Origin of the sequence: Nodosilinea nodulosa PCC 7104 (assembly GCF_000309385.1) — a bacterium.
GTDB classification, from domain to species: Bacteria; Cyanobacteriota; Cyanobacteriia; order Phormidesmidales; family Phormidesmidaceae; genus Nodosilinea; species Nodosilinea nodulosa.
This window is the reverse complement of sequence record NZ_JH976538.1, coordinates 390891-408281: the sequence shown is the minus strand read 5'-3', so window position 1 is coordinate 408281 and position 17391 is coordinate 390891. Positions and strand designations below refer to the sequence as shown.

Here is a 17391-nt window from a genome sequence, read left to right as displayed (position 1 = left end):
AGGCTCTGCTGAGAGATTAGTAAGGGACCAGCGCCAGCGGTTACGCAAGGGCCATCATTCAGCACCGGCTGTTGGCGGCGGCTGCATCCCGCCCAGCACCGTTGGAATTAACTCGGACACGGTGGGATGGATGGGTACGGCCCACTGCATCGTGGTGTAGGGCTGGTCGGCATTGATCATGTCGAGCAGCCCGTGGATGGCTTCGTCGCCGCCCGTACCCAAGATTGCCGCGCCCAGAATGCGCTGGGTTTCGGCATCGGCCACGATTTTCATAAACCCCTGGGTTTCGCCCTTCTCGATCGCGCGACCCACCCGAGACATGGGTCTGGTGCCCACCAGCAGCGGTCGGCCCGACCCGCGCGCCTGGGCCTCGGTCATGCCGACGCGCCCCAGGGGTGGATCGATGTAGAGGGCATAGCCGGGGATGCGATCGCTCACCTTTCTTTCAGCGCCGTCGAGCAGGTTAGCCGCAACAATCTCAAAATCGTTGTAGGAGGTATGGGTGAACGCCCCCCGGCCATTGCAGTCGCCCAAGGCCCAAATGCCGGGCGCGCTGGTGCGAAGTTGGTCATCGACGGTAATGTAGCCGCGCTCGTCGGTGGCGACTCCGGCCCGGTCGAGACCCAGATCATCGGTATTAGGCCGCCGCCCGACCGCCAGCAGCACGTGGCTGCCGACGACCTCGGGCTCCCCCTCGGAGCAGTCTACTTGCACCGCCACCCCGTCGGCATGGGGTCTAAAGGCAATGCACTCAGCCCTGGTGCGCACCTGAATACCTTCGGCTTCGAGAATATCCTGAATCGCGGCAGACACATCCTCATCCTCGTGGGCCACCAGGCGCGGGCCTTTCTCTAAGACCGTTACGGCGGCACCAAAGCGGCGGTAAATCTGGGCAAACTCTAGGCCAATGTAGCTGCCGCCCACTATCACCAAATGCCGGGGGAGACTATCTAGCGCCAGCAGAGAGGTGTTCGTGAGGTAATCAATCTCATGCACGCCGGGCATGTCAGGCACCCGCGCCCGGCCGCCGACATTGATGAAAATTTTTGGTGCGGTGAGACGTTCATCGCCCACCCGCAGGGTGTCGGGCGTCTCAAAGCAAGCCTGACCGTGCAGCACCGTTAAGCCCTCCATGCCCTTCAGCCAGGCCTCGACACTGTGGCGCGAGTTGGCAACCACGGCGCTGGCCCTGGCCTTTACCCGCTGCATATCCACGCCAATCTCCCCGGCAATTGCCACACCATAGTCGGCGGCGCGGCGGGCTAGATGGGCGGCATAGGCGCTAGCGACAAGGGTTTTAGTCGGCGTGCAGCCGGTGTTGACACAGGTGCCGCCAAACAGATGGCGCTCAATCAGCGCCACGTTCATGCCCGCTGCGGTCAGCCGTCCAGCCAGCGGTGGCCCAGCCTGGCCAGCCCCAATGATCAGGGCGTCAAAGGACTGACTCATAGCAGCATTCCCCTGGTTTTGAAGAGAAACTTCACTCACCGCAAGCCTTATGATGGCAGGATTCTGCCACACAAGGCTATGGGAGTCAACGACCGAACTGTGGCTTTCTGGCCGAATGCAGCGAAAAAGCCATTAGCTCCTACCGCAATCAGCTATGGTGAGCTAAGACCCAGAGAGAAAATGGCTATTGTTAAGCCTTTACGGCCCGTAGAGCGTCTACCTACGGCAAATTACGTACCTTCTCGCCCGCTGAGGCTTGTTTTTAGGGCAATGGGCGTGATGTTGGTTTGCGAGTTTTTGGTGCAGGTTCCGGTAGGGGCCGGGGGGCACGAACCGCAGGCTGTGGCGATGGAACTGGCCCGCGATGGATTATTCCCGCCGTCAGATAGTTCGCCGCCCGTCTTCCCTGCCCTGGCCCAGGTGCCGCCCCCAGCCGTCGAGCCGCGACCGTTGCCCCCCCTGCCGCCGCCCACGGACCTGCTGGAGCCATCTCCGCCAGATCCTTCCCTGACGGTGCCCGCTACGCCCCCGCCCGAGGATACGGCTCCCCCGGCGGGCGAAGTCACCCTGGTGGTCGATCGCTTTGAGGTGGTGGGCAGCACGGTATTCAGCCAGGCCGAACTTCAGGCGGTGCTGGCCCCGTACGTGGGCCGCCCCCTAACGCTGGCGGAGCTGTTGCAAGCCCGCACCGCGATTACCCAGCTCTATGTAGAGCGCGGGTATGTGTCGTCGGGGGCGTTTATTCCGCCCCAGGAGCCGGAGCAGGGGGTCGTCACCATTCAGGTGATTGAAGGCAGCCTGAGCGATATTCAGGTCGTGGGCACAGTGCGACTCAACCCCAGCTACATCACCAGCCGTCTGGCTCTGGCGGCTGGGCCTCCCCTCAATGTCGATCGCCTGGTGGATGCGCTGCGGCTGCTCCAGCTGGACTCGTTGATTGCCAGCATTTCCGGCGATCTGTCGGCGGGGGTAGAGCCGGGCACCAGCCGCCTGACGGTGACGGTAACCGAGGCCGACAGCGTAGATGTGGACGTTGTCACCAGCAACAGCCGCCCGGCTGCGGTGGGCACCTGGGAGCGGGGACTGTTTCTCAACCAGCGCAATCTAACTGGCTATGGGGATGGGCTGCGGCTGGGCTACCTGAATACCGACGGCAGCGATCGCCTCAGCGCCAGCTACCACATTCCGATCAACCCCCGCAACGGTACGGTGGGCACCCGCTTTGAGTACACCCACAGCCAGGTGGTGAGTCAGCCCGCCGATGTTCTCGGCATTACCACCGACAGCACCGTATTGGACCTGTTCTACCGCCAGCCGATCATTTTGACTCCGACGCAGGAATTGGCCCTGACGCTGACGGGCTCCTGGGAGCGGAGTCGCACCGTCTTTCTGAAAGATATTCTCGGTGAGGCGATCCCCTTCCCGGCCTTTGGGGCCAACGCTAATGGGGAGGTGGAGGTGTTTGTGCTGCGCTTTGCCCAGGACTGGGTGCAGCGGGGTGGGCGCAGCGTGGTGGCGGCGCGATCGCAGTTTAACCTGGGCCTGGGCGGGTCTACCCCACTGAACCTGACTGGCGACGCCCCCGATGGCGAGTTTTTTTCCTGGCTGGGGCAGGCCCAGTGGGCCAGACTGCTCGGCCCCGACACGCTGCTGCTGGTGCGGGGTGAGGCCCAGCTGGCCAGCGATACCCTGCCCTCTCAAGAGTTGTTTGGCCTGGGCGGGCAGGACACGGTGCGGGGCTATTCCCAGGACCGACTGCTGAGCGACAATGCGCTGCTGGCCTCCGCCGAGGTGCGGCTGCCGGTTTTGCGCGATCGCGATCGCCAGGGCCTGCTGCAAGTGGTGCCCTTTTTCGACCTGGGCACGGGATGGAACACCCGGCGGCCCAACCCGGATCTGCACACCCTGGTGGGCACTGGGGTTGGCCTGCTGTGGACCGAGGGAGACTACTGGAGCGCCCGGCTGGACTGGGGCATTCCCCTCAACGGCGGCGAGGCGGGCGGCTCCTGGCAGTCGAGCGGCGTCTATTTTTCCATCGATCTAACGACGTTTTAGGGCAGTTTGGTGACGAAAATGCGTTAGTGGACTATTCGCGAGGGGGCAGGGGAGCGGGGGAGTAGGGGAGTAGGGGAGTAGGGGAGGTGGGGAGGTGGAACGGTGGCTTGATTTCTGTTCAGCAATACTGAGTATTTGGGTCTGCTTTGGGGGTTCGCTGGTGTGGCCGACCTGGTTGACTGACAAAAACCTTGAAACCCTTATACTGCCGTAGGCTGGGTTAGCGTTAGCGTAACCCAACAAAACCGTTACTGGAGTTGGGTTTTTTCCTCTGGAAACGCTACGCGAACGCTTCGCTCAACACCAACCTACATCAGAACTTTTGTCAGTCAATCAGGTGACCGACTCTGGCATGGTCAGATTGGGACCTGGGGCTGGGTTTCAGGTCCAACCTAAGGTGGAGTGAGCGATCCAGTGGGAGATGGACGATTGGGTCAATCACGCTGTGGGGCAGAAGTGTCAACCCTGAGTGGGCGACAGGATGGTGAAGACTCCCTATATTAAACCCATACAAACGCAGATTTCAGAAGTTTGATACTCTCTGAACTGATTCGATCACAACTGCGCAATTAAGGCTGGATAGATTTTTTAATTAGCGTATTAATGAGGATAGTATGATGGCGTCCACTTCAGCTGTGAGCTACGGTCAGCGTACGTCTTTAGAGCGTTCGGCTCAGGCTATTGCATGGGATAAGGCCGCTATTAATCAAGCGTTGGCCACCGTTGCCCAGGAGGTTACGGAGTTAGTAACGCCATATCATTCTGGTCAACCCGAACGGGCCAAATATGTAGAGATGGTGATGATTCGAGCCGTCGATCCAGAGCATAGAAAAAGTATTGCGATCGCCTCTTTAACGGCCCGTGAGCTAGAGGTGTTGCAGCTTATTGTAGACGGCTGCAACAATTCTATGATTGCCAAAAAGCTCTACATCACGACGGGCACCGTCAAAAGTCATGTGCGCAACGTCCTGAGTAAACTCTGCGTCAGCGATCGCACCCAGGCCGCGATTCGGGCGTTGCGCTCTGGTCTTGTTCACTAGGCCAAAACCCAGCGCAGCATTTTTATAAATGTTTGGCGAGAGATTGAGCTCTAAAAGGAATAACCTATGAACACCCAAATTTTGTTGATTGAGGCAGATATTCGGCGAGCTCAATTTCTGGTGTCAAATCTAAGTGAGTTTTCAGAGCCTGGCCTGGGCGGTCACACTTGTTTTACGGTTGCCCGCAGTGGCGTACAGGGGTTATTGTATGCGCGTGAATTGCAGTTTGATCTGATTCTTTTAGGCATGGGTCTGCCTGATTTTTCGGGGTTGGAGATTTGTCGTCGACTGCGCTCGACGGGCAATCGGGCTCAGATCATGGTGCTGGGTGCAAGGCACGGCATTCAAGATTGTGTCGCCGGGCTAGATGCCGGAGCCAATGACTATCTGTTCCCCCAGATTTCAATGGAAGAATTAAAGGCCAGGATGCGATCGCGCCTGCGTCGGGCCAGGCTAGAAACCCAGTGCAATCGCCTGCATTTTGAAAACCTAACGCTGGATCGCTTGACCCACGATGTCTACCGCCATCGGCACGCGATCGCCCTCACGGCGAGAGAGTTTTCACTCCTAGAATATTTTATGGCGCATCCTCGGCGGGTGATGACCCGCGACCAAATCCTTGAGCAGGTTTGGACTAAAAATCCCGACATTGAATCCAATGTTTTAGATGTCTATATCCGCTATCTGCGCGTGAAGCTGGAACAGCATCAAATGCCTCGGTTGATTCATACGGTGCGAGGGGTTGGCTATGTGCTCCGAGAGCCGACCCGGCGACAGGCCTCACCCGTCTGTTTGGTCCAGCCTGCCGCTCATCCAGCCTTCTCCGCCGCAAGCTGAATCGCCAACGGTGCTGGCTGAGTCCGGCGATGTTCAACCTGGCATCTATGGGTTCATCGCCCTGATTAACTGACAAACGTCCTGAGGTAGGTTGGGTTGAGCTGGCGAAACCCAACAAAACCCTTGCTAGTGTTGGGTTTTCACCCCTGGAGACGCTTCGCGAACGCTTCGCTCAACACCAACCTACGGCGGCTACGGCCGCATAAGGGTTTCAGGGATTTTGTCAGTCAATCAGGTTGTAGCCATAGTCACGTTGGTTAGGACGTCCAGTCGTAAAGGTGAAAGGGAGTTGGGGGAGTTGCAGCGGCGGCTGGATTTCCGCCCGGCAGTATTAGGCTGTGCGGTGTCAGGGATAAGTTTTGAGGTAGATACTGTTTAAGTCGCTGTAGGTCAAGTGTTCTGAGAGACTAATTTAGCGGAGTCAAATGTTTCCCCGGAAGACAAGACGCCGTAGATGATGCGGATAAGTTTGTGCATAACGGCACCGACGACTTGCATCTTCTGCTTGCCAGCGTCTAGGAGGCGTTGGCGAAAGGCTTGGATTTCAGGGCAATAGCGAATCATCACGAGGGCTGGGAAATAGAGGGCCTTACGCAGACGGGCATGGCCAATCTTGCACAACCGGGTTTTCCCATGGATAGAGCTACCGGACTGAAACTCTTGGGGGGTAAGCCCGGCAAACGCTGCTAATTGGCGTGCTGAACCAAAGACCTCAATCGAGCCAATCTCGCCGAGCACGGTGAGCGCGGTCTGGGTTCCAATGCCGGTGATGGATTCCAAGAGGGCCTGTTGCTCAGCTAGGCGGTCATGGACTTGAATAAGCTGCTGCAAGCGCTTTTTTAGCGACGTCTCCTGCGCCTCCAGGAACTCAATATGAGCGTCAATATCGGCCCTGAGTTCGTCGTCGTCGCACAGCTCCCGGCGGTTCTTTTCTTGCGTCATCATCTGTTCAAGCGCCTCTAAGCGCCGAGTGAGCCGCTGGAGTGTGGCGACCTCATCAGGGGCGGGGTGCCAGAGCGTCGGTTTGAGATCGCGACAAAAGCGGGCGATGAGACTGGCATCGGCGGCATCATTCTTGGTTCGACTCAGCTGACTTTTGCCATAGCCTTTGATACGGGCTGGATTGACGATACTGACCTGATGGCCCTGGTGGTGCAGATAGCGCGCTAGGGCATGACCGTAGGTGTTGGTGGCTTCCAGGCAGGCGTGGACCTGCTCAATAGCTTGAGCTCTCAGCCACGCCTTGAGCTGGTCGAAACCAGCGGCTGTATTGTCGAATTTGGCTCGTTTCGCGCGATGCCTCTCTTTCAGCAAGGCCACGTCAAACCTGGCTTTGCTAATGTCGATACCTAACGGAACCGCGATCGGGGATGCACTCATCAGCCTACTCCTGTGTTTGTCGTCACCGAGTCACTCTACAAGCGCACTATCCTTGCGGAATCCGGGTTCCTACTAGAGGGTGGCCCAGCATACTGTCTAGGCTGCTTGGGGTGACGGCTTGAGGGGTGGGGAGGCTCTGATGAATCTACGAAGCAAGCTTGGAAGCTTGAGGTTGGGTTCGGAGTCCTCCCCACAACGATAGGCCTTTAGGATAAATCCGAGGGGCGTACCGCTTATATGCAAGGTTGGGTGAAGCGCCAGCAGAACCCAACAAAACCCTTACTGGTGTTGGGTTTTCTCCCCTAGAGACGCTACGCGAACGCTTCGCTCAACACCAACCTACATCAGAACTTTTGTCAGTCAATCAGGCATTCTTGAAAGCTGTTTCCGGTGATCTAGCAAGGGGAGTTCCTGTGGGTGCATCCGCAGTTTTAGGATGAGTCTTAATCTAGATTCTGGCTATTGACCTGCCTTCGCTATGTAGAAATGGATATCCTGCCGTTGCGCACAGTGCACAGCGCTTCGGGCGTGCTGCTGAATAGATCGGTTGTCTTGTCTTGAGACTCGATAGTATCTCGAAAGGTCTTTCTGTGAGACGCATAAGACTGCTTTGTGGGCTGTTGAGTCTCTTTTTGGGACCTGTTGGCTTCATAAAAGGTCCAAGGATTATCTGCTTGAGTCTTATAAAGTTTCCGACTAAGGGGGCTGCATGAAGTGGCTCAGGTCTGTCTCTCTTTAAGACCTAAGTATTTTAGATTGGGTCCACGATGGATGTGAATGAGTCTTATGACAGGATCTCTGGGATGGCCTATGCTCAAAACTTGGTTGCGATCTAGGGTCGGTTGAAAATGGACAGGCTTCCCCACTACTCGGCTAAGCGGGTGCGCCGCGACCGCAAAATGGTCTACGAAATTGAAGGGCGCTGCTACCCCGGCGTGACCACGGTGCTGTCGGCCACGAAACCCCAGGAAGCGCGGGAGGCTTTGCAGCGATGGCGGCAGTGGGTGGGGGCTGAGGAATCTCAGCGTATTTCGGGTCAGGCTTCGTCGGCGGGCACGCGGCTGCACAAACAAATTGCCGCCTACCTGAACGATGAACCGGTCACTATCCCCGCCGACTTGACGGGCTACTGGGATTCTATGCAACCTCTGCTGGCCCAGGTGGAGGCGGTGCTGCTGGTGGAAGGGGCGGTGTGGCACTCGGCGGGGTTTATCGGGTTCCCCGATGCGCTGGTCGTCATAGATGGGCAACTGCACCTCTGCGACTGGAAAACGGCGCTGCGGCCCAAAAAGCCTGAGTGGCTGGGAGATTATTTTTTGCAGATTGCGGCCTACCGGGCGGCGGCGACTGAGGTCTATGCCGAGTTTGGGCTGGAGGTGGAGAAGGGGCTGATTGCGATCGCGCTAGCCGATCAACCCGCTCAACGGTTTGAGGTGTCGCTGGCGGATATGGAGGGGCATTGGGGGGAGTTTGAGCGGAGGTTGGGGGAGTTTGAGCGGAGGAGGGGGAGGGGAGGGATGGGGTGAGGGGGGTGATGGGGTGAGGGGGGGATGGGGAAGGTGGGGGGATGGGGAAGGTGGGGAAGATAAGGGGGCAGGGGGGATGGAGGGGACAGGGGGGTATGGTCTTTTTTTGAGACTTGGTTGGCTGTGTTTGAGTCTGTAGGGGAGATTGTTTAGTCTTTTTTTGAGATTGGCCTGGTTTGGAATTTGAATTGATAGATGGCGAGGGCGAGGGTGCCGGCGATCAGGCCCCAGAAGGCGGAGCCGATGCCGAGCAGGGTGATGCCGGAGGCGGTGACGAGGAAGGTGATCAGGGCGGGTTCGCGATCGCGCTCTGCTTTCAGGGCGGTGAAGAGGCCGTTGCCGATGGTGCCGAGCAGGGCTAGACCGGCGATCGCCAGCACCAGCTCCGACGGGAAGGCGGCAAAGACGGCGGCGACGGTGGCCCCAAACAGGCCGATTAGCAGGTAGAAAAATCCGGCGGCGATCGCGGCTATGTAGCGTTTGCCGGGGTCTTCGTGGGCTTCGCGGCCCATGCAGATGGCGGCGGTGATGGCGGCCAGGTTAATGGCAAAGGCTCCGAAGGGGGCCAGGATGACGGTGACGGCTCCGGTCCAGCCGATGATGGGCGAAATGGGCACGGAGCCGTAGCCCGAGGCGCGGATTACCGCGACCCCAGGCACGTTTTGGGAGGCCATGGTGACCACAAACAGCGGCAGGGCAACGCCGATCAGCGCTCCGGGGGAGAACTGGGGCATGGTCAGAACGGGCTGGGCCAGCTGCAGGCTGAGGGTGTCGAGCTGGATTTGGTTTTGCAGGGCGGCGATCGCAACGCCAACTCCCAGCGCTGCAACCACTGCATAGCGCGGATTGGTGCGGCGCATGCCCAAATAGACGCAAAACATGGCCAACACCATCCCAAACTGAGTCTGCATGGCCGTAAACACATCCAGCCCAAAGCGCAGCAGCACCCCAGCCAGCATCCCCGCCGCCAGGGAAATCGGGATGCGGTTCATCAGCCGCTCAAACCAGCCGGTGAACCCGGCCAGGGTAATCAGCAGGCCCGATACCAAAAATGCGCCGATTGCTTCGGCCATGGGCACCCCCGCCGCCGAGGTGATGAGCAGGGCGGCGCCGGGGGTTGACCAGGCGGTGACGACCGGAGCGCGGTAGCGCAGGGATAGGCCAATGCAGGTGAGCCCCATGCCCAGTCCCAAGGCCCACATCCAGGAGGCGATTTCGGCGGGGGTGGCGTTGAGGGCCTGGGCGGCCTGAAACACGATTACCGCTGAGCTGGTGAAGCCGACTAGCACGGTGACAAAACCCGCAATAATGGCCGACAGCGAGATATCTTTAAACAATGCCCTGGTCGCCATGGCGATCGAAAACGAAACGTCTGGCCCCAAGCTACCGATTGTTATCTGGGCAGGTCTTGGACAAAATTGCTCTGGCGGTACTGCCCTGGGGTAACGCCAAAAGCTTTCTTGAAGGTGCGGGTGAGGTGGCTTTGATCGTAAAAGCCGTGGGCGATCGCAATATCGGCTAGAGGCTGCGAGGTATGGAGCGATCGCTTGGCCTGCATCAGCTGCCAGTGGCGCTGATAGCCGTGGGGCGGCAAGCCGACCTGGTGACGAAAGCTGCGAATCAAATAGAAGGGGCTGAGTCCGACCCGGTCAGCCAGGGCGGCAATGGAAATACTCTCAGCGTAGTGCTCCTTTAGATAGGCTTGCGCGATCGCCACGGCCTGGGTTTCAGGCTGGGGCGATCGCCAACTGTGACGCCTATCGGCATAGCGATCGACCAAGTACGCCACCAGCTCCAGCAGCAGCGTGTCTTGTTCTAGCCGCGAAGCTGGGCGGTTTAAGGCGGCAAACACCCGGCTAAAGATCCCCGACCCCAGGGTGTCGGCCCTGACTTTTGTGGGAGACACAAAGTACGGCAGCGTTGACTCTGGCCAGTCGATCTGAGCCAGAATGCGCTCCATAGTGGGCACGCTGATGTAGAGATTGCGAAAGCCCCAGCCCCGGTTTCCCTGTACGTGACCGGTGTGCACTTCGCCAGGATGGATGAGATTGAAACCGCCGGGGTAGGCCTGGTAATCGCTGCCGCGATAGTCACAACCGCCCAGACCGCAATGGTTGAGGCCAATGGTATAGGCCTCGTGCATATGCTTGGCGAAGGCGTAGCGATAGAGCTGAGCGCTGAATAGCTCGATGCCCTCAGCGCCGGGCTGCCACAGTCGGGCAAACTCGGTTCTTTGCTTGCCTGAAAGCGTCATTTGGCCCCCATGATGGCAACACCCGTCAATCTCTCCCATTACCGTAAGGCATTGCGGAGAGGGCGCTCAATACATTGAACTCAGTTGAGTGCGCTCGTCACCCGCTATAAGGTGGCCTTTGCGGCCACAGGTTCCACGGCTGTTCCGGTCTGATATTCCTCAAAGCTAAAGGCATCGACCTGGATGGCGTCTTTGCGGGCCTGATCTGCGGTTCGCAGCAGGTCCCATTCGGCCTGGGTGAGCAGCCCCGCTCGGAGCGCCAGGGTTTCTAGGGAATCTGGCCCGTTGGTGGCAAGCTGCCCGCTGCGGACAGCTTCTTTGAGGCGGCGATGGATAGGCTCGACCTGCTGGCTGAGGCGGTGGGCAACCTCAAGGCGGCCCAGGGCTTCGGTGGGGTCGGTGGGGAGGTAGAGGCCAGCGGTGAGGCGATCGCGCATTGCCCCAACCGTTTGCAAATCCTTCGCTACCTGGTGACCCAGGCGATCGCTGAGAAGAGTCGCCAGGGGATTTAACCGCAGTCCTAGCCCTAACAAAGGTTTGATTAGACCTCCTACAACGGGCAGCGACAGGTTACTGGCAATGCCCTCAAAGGCGGTTTGAATTTGAACCAGGCCATACTGAGCGGCCCAATGCACCGTCGCCAGGTCTGCCTCAGGCCGCCCCTCGGCCTCAAACCGGCGCAGGACGGCGCTGGTCAGATACAGCCAGGAAAGGGCGTCGGCGTAGCGGCCGGTGATTTTTTCGTGACGCTTGAGGCTGCCGCCGTAGCGGAGCAGCGCGACATCGGTGAGGACGGCAAAGGTGGCCGAAGCCCAGGACAGTTTGCGGTAGTAGATGGCGGTGGAACCACCGACGGGGGATGAAGCCAGTCGCCCCCGAGTCAGCCCCAGGGCCACCGAGCGAGCGACGTTGCGAATAAACGCCTCTGTATGGCCCCACAGCAGTCGGTCAAAGGCGACCCAGTCGCTGTCGTAGAGGGCCTGAATCTCGCTGTAGAGGTAGGGGTGGCAGCGGATTACCCCCTGACCAAAGATCATCAGGGTGCGGGTGAGGATATTGGCCCCCTCTACGGTGATGGCGATGGGAATGGCGTTGTACACGTGGGCCAGCAGGTTGCGCGGTCCCCGGCAAATGCCGGAGCCGCCCAGAATATCCATGCCGTCGTTGACGATGTGGCGGGCTAGTTCGGTGGTCTGGTACTTTGCGATCGCGCTCACCACCGCAGGCTGCGCTCCGCTATCCACCGCTCCGCAGGTGTAGAGGCGGGCGGCATCGATTACGTAGGTCAACCCGGCGATGCGGGCCAGGGGTTCTTCGACGCCCTCGAACCGGCCGATGGGCAGGCCAAACTGCTGGCGCACGACGCTGTGGGCACTGGCTACCCGCGACACCAGCTTGGCCACCCCCGTACAGGTGGCGGGGAAGCTGATGCCCCGCCCCGCTGCCAGGGTCTGCATCAGCATCTTCCAGCCCTGGCCCGCTTGGGCCACGCCGCCGATAATCTGCTCGATGGGCAGCACCACGTCGTGGCCCTCGACGGGGGAGTTAAAGAAGGGCACGCCCATGGGATCGTGTCGGCGATCGATCACCACCCCAGGCGTTTCCCTCGGCACCAGGGCGCAGGTGATGCCGACATCGTGCCCCTGGCCCAACAGGTTATCGGGGTCGTAGAGGCGGAAGGCCAGGCCGATCAGGGTGGCGATCGCGCCCAGGGTAATGTACCGCTTCCGCCAGTTCAGCCGCAGGTAGAGCTGGCCGTCTTCGCCCTTGAACACCTCCCCCCGTGCGGTCAGGCTGGCCGCGTCAGACCCGGCCAGGGGTTCCGTGAGCGCAAAGCAGGGAATTTCTTCGCCAATGGCCAGGCGGGGCAGGTAGCGGGCCTTTTGCTCGGGGGTGCCGTAGCGCAGCAGCAGCTTGGCCGGGCCGAGGGAATTGGCCACCCCCACCGTGGCCACGTGGGTAAAGGAGCGCGAGGCCAGCTTCACCATCACCGCGCTGTAGGCCAGGTTCGAGAAGCCCAAACCGCCAAACTCTGCGGGAATCATCATGCCAAAGAATTTTTCGTGCTTGAGGTATTTCCACACCTCGGGGGGCAGGTCCTTGCGCTGGTAGATCTCCCAGTCGGTGGCCATCTGGCAGACCCGCTCCACCGGCCCATCGAGGAAGGCCTGCACCTCCGGCGGCACCTGGGGGTAAGGCTCGTTCAGCAGCCGCTGCCAGTCGGGCTGACCCGAGAAGAATTCGCCCTCCACCCAGACCTGACCCGCTTCGATCGCGGCCCGCTCGGTGTCGGAGATTTTGGGCAGCCGCTTGCGGGCGATCTTGCCGAGGGGAGCGGAGATGAGGGTGCGACGGAGGGGGGGAATGGCGAGGATGAGGAAGACAAGGGAGATGGGGAGGATGGGGGAGATGAAGAGGGTGGGGGAGATGGGGAGGGTGGGGAGGAAAGTAGGGAGGAGCATGGTTGGTGGGTTTCCGTGATTAGTGAGGGGAGGTGGAGAGGGGAATTATTGGGTGTATGGATTGGGAAGAAGGGAGAAAAAGGGAATGGGAGAGAGGGAGAGGGGGGTGATCAGGAGTCATGAGGATTTGGTGATATATCAGCTGGCGTTTGGGGCGGCGATGGAGATTTTTGAGCTGAGCAAGACCTTTCCGGTGGAGGAGCGGTATTCGCTGACGGATCAGATGCGGCGATCGTCTCGGTCGGTGTGTGCCAATATGGCGGAGGCTTGGCGAAAGCGGCGGTATCAGGCCGCTTTTATTGCGAAACTGAGTGATTGTGAAGCCGAAGCCGCTGAAACCCAGGTTTGGCTGAAGTTTGCAGTCAAGTGTCACTACCTAGAAAGCGACCGGGCTAAAACGATCTACTCAACCTACAACCAAGTCCTAAGCGGCCTAGTCAGCCTGATCAAAAACCCCAAATCCTGGCTTCTCTAAACCTCCCCACCTCCCCTATCTCCCCCACCCTCAATTCAGATCAACAAATTCTCAAACACCCCCGCTGCCCCCATGCCGCCGCCAACGCACATAGTCACCAACCCGTAGCGAGTGCCGCGCCGCTGCATCTCGTGGAGCAGAGTGGCGGTGAGCTTGGCACCGGAGCAGCCGAGGGGGTGGCCGAGGGCGATCGCGCCGCCGTTGACGTTGACGATGTCCTCGTTGAGGCCCAGCTCGCGGATGACGGCGAGAGATTGGGCGGCGAAGGCTTCGTTGAGTTCGATCAGGCCGATGTCGTTGAGGGTGAGGCCCACCTGCTGGAGCACTTTGGGAACGGCGGCGACGGGGCCAATGCCCATGATTTCGGGGGGCACGCCGGCGACGGCGAAGCCCAGCAGGCGACCGAGGGGCTGTAGGCCCAGTTCCCGGACGGTGGTTTCACCCATGATGACGGTGGCGGCGGCCCCGTCGGACATTTGGGAGGACGTGCCAGCGGTGACGGTGCCGCCCGCTTTAAAGACGGGCTTGAGCTGGGCCAGGGCTTCGAGGCTGGTGTCGGCGCGGGGGCCTTCGTCGGTGTCGAAGATGTGCTTGTAGGTTTGGGGATGGCCGTCGATGTACTCGGTGCTGCGCAGGGTGATGGGGACAATTTCGGCTTTGAACCGATCGGTGGACTGGGCGGCGAGGGCTTTTTGGTGCGATCGCAGGGCAAAGGCATCCTGGTCAGCGCGGGAAATCTGGAACCGCTCGGCGACGTTCTCGGCGGTCAGGCCCATGGGTATGTAGGCGGCGGGCAGTTCGGCAAATAGCCCGCCGCTAGGGGAAAACTGATGGCCGCCCATGGGAATCAGGCTCATGGACTCGACCCCGCCCGCCACAATCACATCGGACTGGCCCCAGGCAACGGCTTGGGTAGCCATGGCAATGGTTTGCAGCCCCGAGGAGCAGAGCCGGTTGACCGTGCAGCCCGCCACCGAGTCCGATAGCCCGGCGCGCAGGGCTACCAGGCGGCCCAGGTTGAAGCCCTGCTCGGCCTCGGGCATGGCGCAGCCCATGATCACGTCGTCGATGCGGTCTGAGACCAGGGTAGGGATGCGGGCGATCGCGCCCCGCAGCGCGGCAGCCCCCAGGTCGTCGGGCGGGGTGTGGCGCAGGGTACCTCGGGGCGCTTTGCCCACGGCGGTGCGGACGGTGCTGACGATGTAGGCGGTGTTCATGGCGGGAGTCTCCGGAGTGGGGAGTGGGGGAGTGATGGTGTTTTGGAGTGGGGGAGATAGGGGAGGTGGGGGAGATAGGGGGGATGGGGGAGATGGGGGAGTTTGAGTTCTTCCCCACCTCCCTCACCTTCCCCACCTCCCCCACCTTCCCCACCTCCCTCACCCCTCAATTCCTCAGGGGTTTCTTGGTTTTCAGCATGTGCAGCAGGCGCTCTTTGGTCTTGGGTTCGTCGATCAGGGGCAGGAAGTTGTCGCCTTCCAGGCCCAGCAGGTAGGCTTCATCGACCAGGGCGGGGACGGTGAGGTCGCCGCCGGTGAGGACGTAGGCGAGGCGGTTGGCGAGGCTGCGATCGTAGTCGCTGATGAAGTTACCGGCGTGCATGACGTAGGCCATGTGCTCTAGCACGGTGCGGGCGGGTTGGCCGAGCACGGGGATGGGCTGATGGGGCGGGGGGGCGTAGCCCATGTGGTGCAGGCAGAGAACCTTGTGCTTGGCGGCGTAGAGGCGGCGATCGCCGTTCATGACAATTTGCGCAGTGGCGGGCAAGAAGCCTAACTCAATGCCTTCGTAGGCGCTGTTGGAAACCTGGGCCATACCGACGGTACGAAACACCTGCTTTAGCCAGGGCAGAATGTCGGCGTATTCGTCAGAGATCGCGCGCTGACCAGCCCAGCGGGCCAGGCGCATCAGGCCGCCCCCGGCGGGAATCAGCCCGACGCCCAGTTCTACCAGGCCGATGTAGGTTTCGGCGTCGGCGACGACGTGGGGGCAGGCCATCGCCAGTTCGCAGCCGCCGCCCAGAACCCGACCCTGAATGGCGGCCACCACGGGTTTCGGGAAATAGTGAATGCGCTGCACCAGAGCCTGGACGGCGTGGAGCAGCTTGGCGATGGTGCGATGGTTGCGGTTGAGGGGGTTGAGATTTTCCCACTGGGCGATTTTGCCGACCTCGGCGAGGTTGATGCCGACGCAGAAGTTGGGGCCTTCGTTGCCGATCACCATGCCGTGGTAGTCGTCGTGGGCGGCTAGCCAATCGAGGGCAGCATCCAGGCCTTCAACCACTTTGGTGCTGAGGGTGTTGGCCTTGGAGCGAAACTCGAACAGGGTCACGCCGTTTCCGGCATCGAGCAGGGCGGCCTCGCTGTTGTGCCAGAGGGGAGGCCGATCTTTGAGATCGGCGAGGTGGAGTTCGTTGGTAGGAACATCCAGGGCGACATAGCTTTCGCCAGGCACATAGACAGAGGGCGCGGAGAGGGCGGGGTCGGCACTGTAGAAGCCTGTGGCCCCGGCTTTCTGCATGCGCTCGACCCAGGGTGGCAGGGTCAGCCCAGCCTGGGCCATGTCCTGAATGACTCGCTCAAAGCCCAGGGCATCCCAGATGGCGAAGGGGCCGATGTCCCAGCCAAAGCCCCAGACCATGGCGCGATCGATATCGGCAGGGCTGTCGGCAATTTCGGGAATGCGGTTAGCGCTGTAGGCCAGGGTTTCGAGCATGGTCTGGCGGAAAAAGGCTCCGGCCCGCCCGCGATCGCTATACAACTGGCGCAGCTGTTCCGCCAAATCTTTTTTCTTCAGACCGTCCAGATTACCTAGATTGACCGGACGGGGAGAGTCGTAACCAAAGGTTTGAGGGTTCAGCGAGCGAATTTCGCCGTCGACCTTTTTATAAAAGCCCTGGCCTGCCTTGGCCCCCAGGGTGCCGGTGGCCACCAGCTTGCGCAGCAGTTCGGGGACTTGAAAATACTCTCGTCGCTCGTCGTGGGAAATGGCTGGATAGAGGTTGTCGGCCACGTAGAGCAGCGTATCTAGCCCCACCAGGTCCGCCGTGCGGAAGGTAGCCGACTTGGGCCGCCCCACCAGGGTGCCGGTGAGGGCGTCGATTTCTTCTATGGTGTAGTCGCCGCCCACGAAAGCGCGGATGCCCAGCATCGAGACAAACACGCCGATGCGGTTGGCAATAAAGTTGGGAGTGTCTTTGGCGATGACGATGCCTTTGCCCAGGCGATCGCGGCCAAATGCCGCTACCCGCTCCACCACGGCGGGGTCGGTATCGGCGGTGGGAATGAGTTCGAGCAGCTTCAGGTAGCGGGGTGGGTTGAAGAAGTGGGTGCCCAAAAAACGCTGTTTGAAGGAGCGCGACCTGCCCTCTGCCACCTGGTGAATCAGCAGCCCGCTGGTGTTGGTGGAAATTACCGTGCTCGCCCCCACCGTGCGCTCTACCCTGGCCATCAGGTCCTGCTTGATGGCCAGGTTTTCGACCACTGCTTCAATCACCCAGTCGACCCTGGCCAGGCGATCGAAATGCTCGTCGTAGTTGCCCAGGATGACCCGCTTGGCCGCCTGCTGGGTATAGAAAATCGGCGGCGACTGCTTGCGGGCTTTGTTGAACGCTCCCTCTACCAGGTCGTTTTTATTGCCATCTTTGGCGGGGAGTTCGAGCAGGTGAACGGTCAGGCCAGCATTGGCCAGGTGAGCCGCGATCTGGGTTCCCATGACCCCGGCTCCGAGAACGGCGACGGTGCGGAATGGTGTTTGCATAGCTGGCTCCTTGTGGGGTGTAGTTGGGAGTGGGGGAGTTTAGTTTTGAATTTTTAGTGTTTAGTTTTGAATTGGGGAAGAAGGGGAGGGGAGTTTTGAGTTCTTAGTTTTTAGTTGGGAATTGGGGAGAGTTGGGAATTTTAGAATTTGAGTATGG

12 protein-coding genes are annotated in these 17391 nt (G+C 60.2%); 5 read left to right on the top strand and 7 right to left on the bottom strand.

What is annotated here, in order from left to right; genetic code table 11:
* Positions 1-54 precede the first annotated feature (54 nt).
* Entirely contained in the window at positions 55-1449 is a 1395-nt protein-coding gene (locus LEPTO7104_RS0130000) for an FAD-containing oxidoreductase (RefSeq protein WP_017302270.1), read from the bottom strand.
* Positions 1450-1719: 270 nt separating this feature from the next.
* Between LEPTO7104_RS0130000 and LEPTO7104_RS36200 the strand changes: the two genes are divergently transcribed.
* From LEPTO7104_RS36200 to LEPTO7104_RS36190, 3 genes are all read left to right on the top strand, one after another.
* On the top strand, positions 1720-3504 hold the full coding sequence (locus LEPTO7104_RS36200) for a ShlB/FhaC/HecB family hemolysin secretion/activation protein (RefSeq protein ID WP_017302269.1): 1785 nt from the start codon (positions 1720-1722) through the stop codon (positions 3502-3504).
* Between the two features lie 617 nt (positions 3505-4121).
* Complete coding sequence (locus LEPTO7104_RS43055) at positions 4122-4544, top strand: response regulator transcription factor (protein WP_083887233.1); 423 nt, start codon at positions 4122-4124, stop codon at positions 4542-4544.
* A 66-nt stretch (positions 4545-4610) separates the two neighbouring features.
* Positions 4611-5381, top strand: a complete 771-nt coding sequence (locus tag LEPTO7104_RS36190) for a response regulator transcription factor (protein WP_017302267.1) — start codon at positions 4611-4613, stop codon at positions 5379-5381.
* 390 nt (positions 5382-5771) lie between these two features.
* Here LEPTO7104_RS36190 and LEPTO7104_RS0129980 read toward each other — a convergent pair whose 3' ends face one another.
* On the bottom strand, positions 5772-6761 hold the full coding sequence (locus tag LEPTO7104_RS0129980) for an IS110 family RNA-guided transposase (RefSeq protein ID WP_017302266.1): 990 nt from the start codon (positions 6759-6761) through the stop codon (positions 5772-5774).
* Between the two features lie 848 nt (positions 6762-7609).
* Between LEPTO7104_RS0129980 and LEPTO7104_RS0129975 the strand changes: the two genes are divergently transcribed.
* Positions 7610-8287 (top strand): hypothetical protein, encoded by a 678-nt coding sequence (locus LEPTO7104_RS0129975; RefSeq protein WP_017302265.1) that lies wholly within the window; start codon positions 7610-7612, stop codon positions 8285-8287.
* Positions 8288-8436: 149 nt separating this feature from the next.
* Here the strand turns inward: LEPTO7104_RS0129975 and LEPTO7104_RS36185 are convergent, their stop codons facing one another.
* The 3 genes from LEPTO7104_RS36185 to LEPTO7104_RS0129960 all read right to left on the bottom strand — a co-directional run bounded on the left by LEPTO7104_RS36185 (position 8437) and on the right by LEPTO7104_RS0129960 (position 13003).
* A complete protein-coding gene (locus LEPTO7104_RS36185; RefSeq protein ID WP_017302264.1) occupies positions 8437-9639 on the bottom strand; it encodes a benzoate/H(+) symporter BenE family transporter in 1203 nt (400 codons plus the stop codon).
* A 41-nt stretch (positions 9640-9680) separates the two neighbouring features.
* Positions 9681-10541, bottom strand: coding sequence for a helix-turn-helix transcriptional regulator (locus LEPTO7104_RS0129965; protein WP_017302263.1), 861 nt, complete (start codon positions 10539-10541; stop codon positions 9681-9683).
* Positions 10542-10645: 104 nt separating this feature from the next.
* Positions 10646-13003: an acyl-CoA dehydrogenase gene (locus LEPTO7104_RS0129960; protein ID WP_017302262.1), complete on the bottom strand. Its 2358-nt coding sequence runs from the start codon at positions 13001-13003 to the stop codon at positions 10646-10648.
* A 160-nt stretch (positions 13004-13163) separates the two neighbouring features.
* Between LEPTO7104_RS0129960 and LEPTO7104_RS0129955 the strand changes: the two genes are divergently transcribed.
* Positions 13164-13478 carry a four helix bundle protein gene (locus LEPTO7104_RS0129955; RefSeq protein WP_017302261.1) on the top strand — a complete coding sequence of 105 codons (315 nt, stop codon included), beginning with the start codon at positions 13164-13166 and terminating at the stop codon, positions 13476-13478.
* Positions 13479-13513: 35 nt separating this feature from the next.
* On the opposite strand, the gene LEPTO7104_RS0129950 is transcribed toward LEPTO7104_RS0129955, so the two are convergent.
* Together LEPTO7104_RS0129950 and LEPTO7104_RS0129945 are read right to left on the bottom strand one after the other, a co-directional pair.
* Complete coding sequence (locus tag LEPTO7104_RS0129950) at positions 13514-14695, bottom strand: thiolase family protein (RefSeq protein ID WP_017302260.1); 1182 nt, start codon at positions 14693-14695, stop codon at positions 13514-13516.
* Positions 14696-14861: 166 nt separating this feature from the next.
* Positions 14862-17234, bottom strand: a complete 2373-nt coding sequence (locus tag LEPTO7104_RS0129945; RefSeq protein ID WP_026073203.1) for a 3-hydroxyacyl-CoA dehydrogenase/enoyl-CoA hydratase family protein — start codon at positions 17232-17234, stop codon at positions 14862-14864.
* Positions 17235-17391: the final 157 nt, after the last annotated feature.

Bases quoted from the DNA above. Each gene is read 5' to 3' on its own strand.
- LEPTO7104_RS0129950 (WP_017302260.1), bottom strand. From the start codon at position 14,695: ATGAACACCGCCTACATCGTCAGCACCGTCCGCACCGCCGTGGGCAAA.
- LEPTO7104_RS0129955 (WP_017302261.1), top strand. From the start codon at position 13,164: ATGGAGATTTTTGAGCTGAGCAAGACCTTTCCGGTGGAGGAGCGGTAT.
- LEPTO7104_RS36200 (WP_017302269.1), top strand. From the start codon at position 1,720: ATGGGCGTGATGTTGGTTTGCGAGTTTTTGGTGCAGGTTCCGGTAGGG.
- LEPTO7104_RS43055 (WP_083887233.1), top strand. From the start codon at position 4,122: ATGGCGTCCACTTCAGCTGTGAGCTACGGTCAGCGTACGTCTTTAGAG.
- LEPTO7104_RS0129960 (WP_017302262.1), bottom strand. From the start codon at position 13,003: ATGCTCCTCCCTACTTTCCTCCCCACCCTCCCCATCTCCCCCACCCTC.
- LEPTO7104_RS0129980 (WP_017302266.1), bottom strand. From the start codon at position 6,761: ATGAGTGCATCCCCGATCGCGGTTCCGTTAGGTATCGACATTAGCAAA.
- LEPTO7104_RS0129945 (WP_026073203.1), bottom strand. From the start codon at position 17,234: ATGCAAACACCATTCCGCACCGTCGCCGTTCTCGGAGCCGGGGTCATG.
- LEPTO7104_RS36190 (WP_017302267.1), top strand. From the start codon at position 4,611: ATGAACACCCAAATTTTGTTGATTGAGGCAGATATTCGGCGAGCTCAA.
- LEPTO7104_RS36185 (WP_017302264.1), bottom strand. From the start codon at position 9,639: ATGGCGACCAGGGCATTGTTTAAAGATATCTCGCTGTCGGCCATTATT.
- LEPTO7104_RS0129965 (WP_017302263.1), bottom strand. From the start codon at position 10,541: ATGACGCTTTCAGGCAAGCAAAGAACCGAGTTTGCCCGACTGTGGCAG.
- LEPTO7104_RS0130000 (WP_017302270.1), bottom strand. From the start codon at position 1,449: ATGAGTCAGTCCTTTGACGCCCTGATCATTGGGGCTGGCCAGGCTGGG.
- LEPTO7104_RS0129975 (WP_017302265.1), top strand. From the start codon at position 7,610: ATGGACAGGCTTCCCCACTACTCGGCTAAGCGGGTGCGCCGCGACCGC.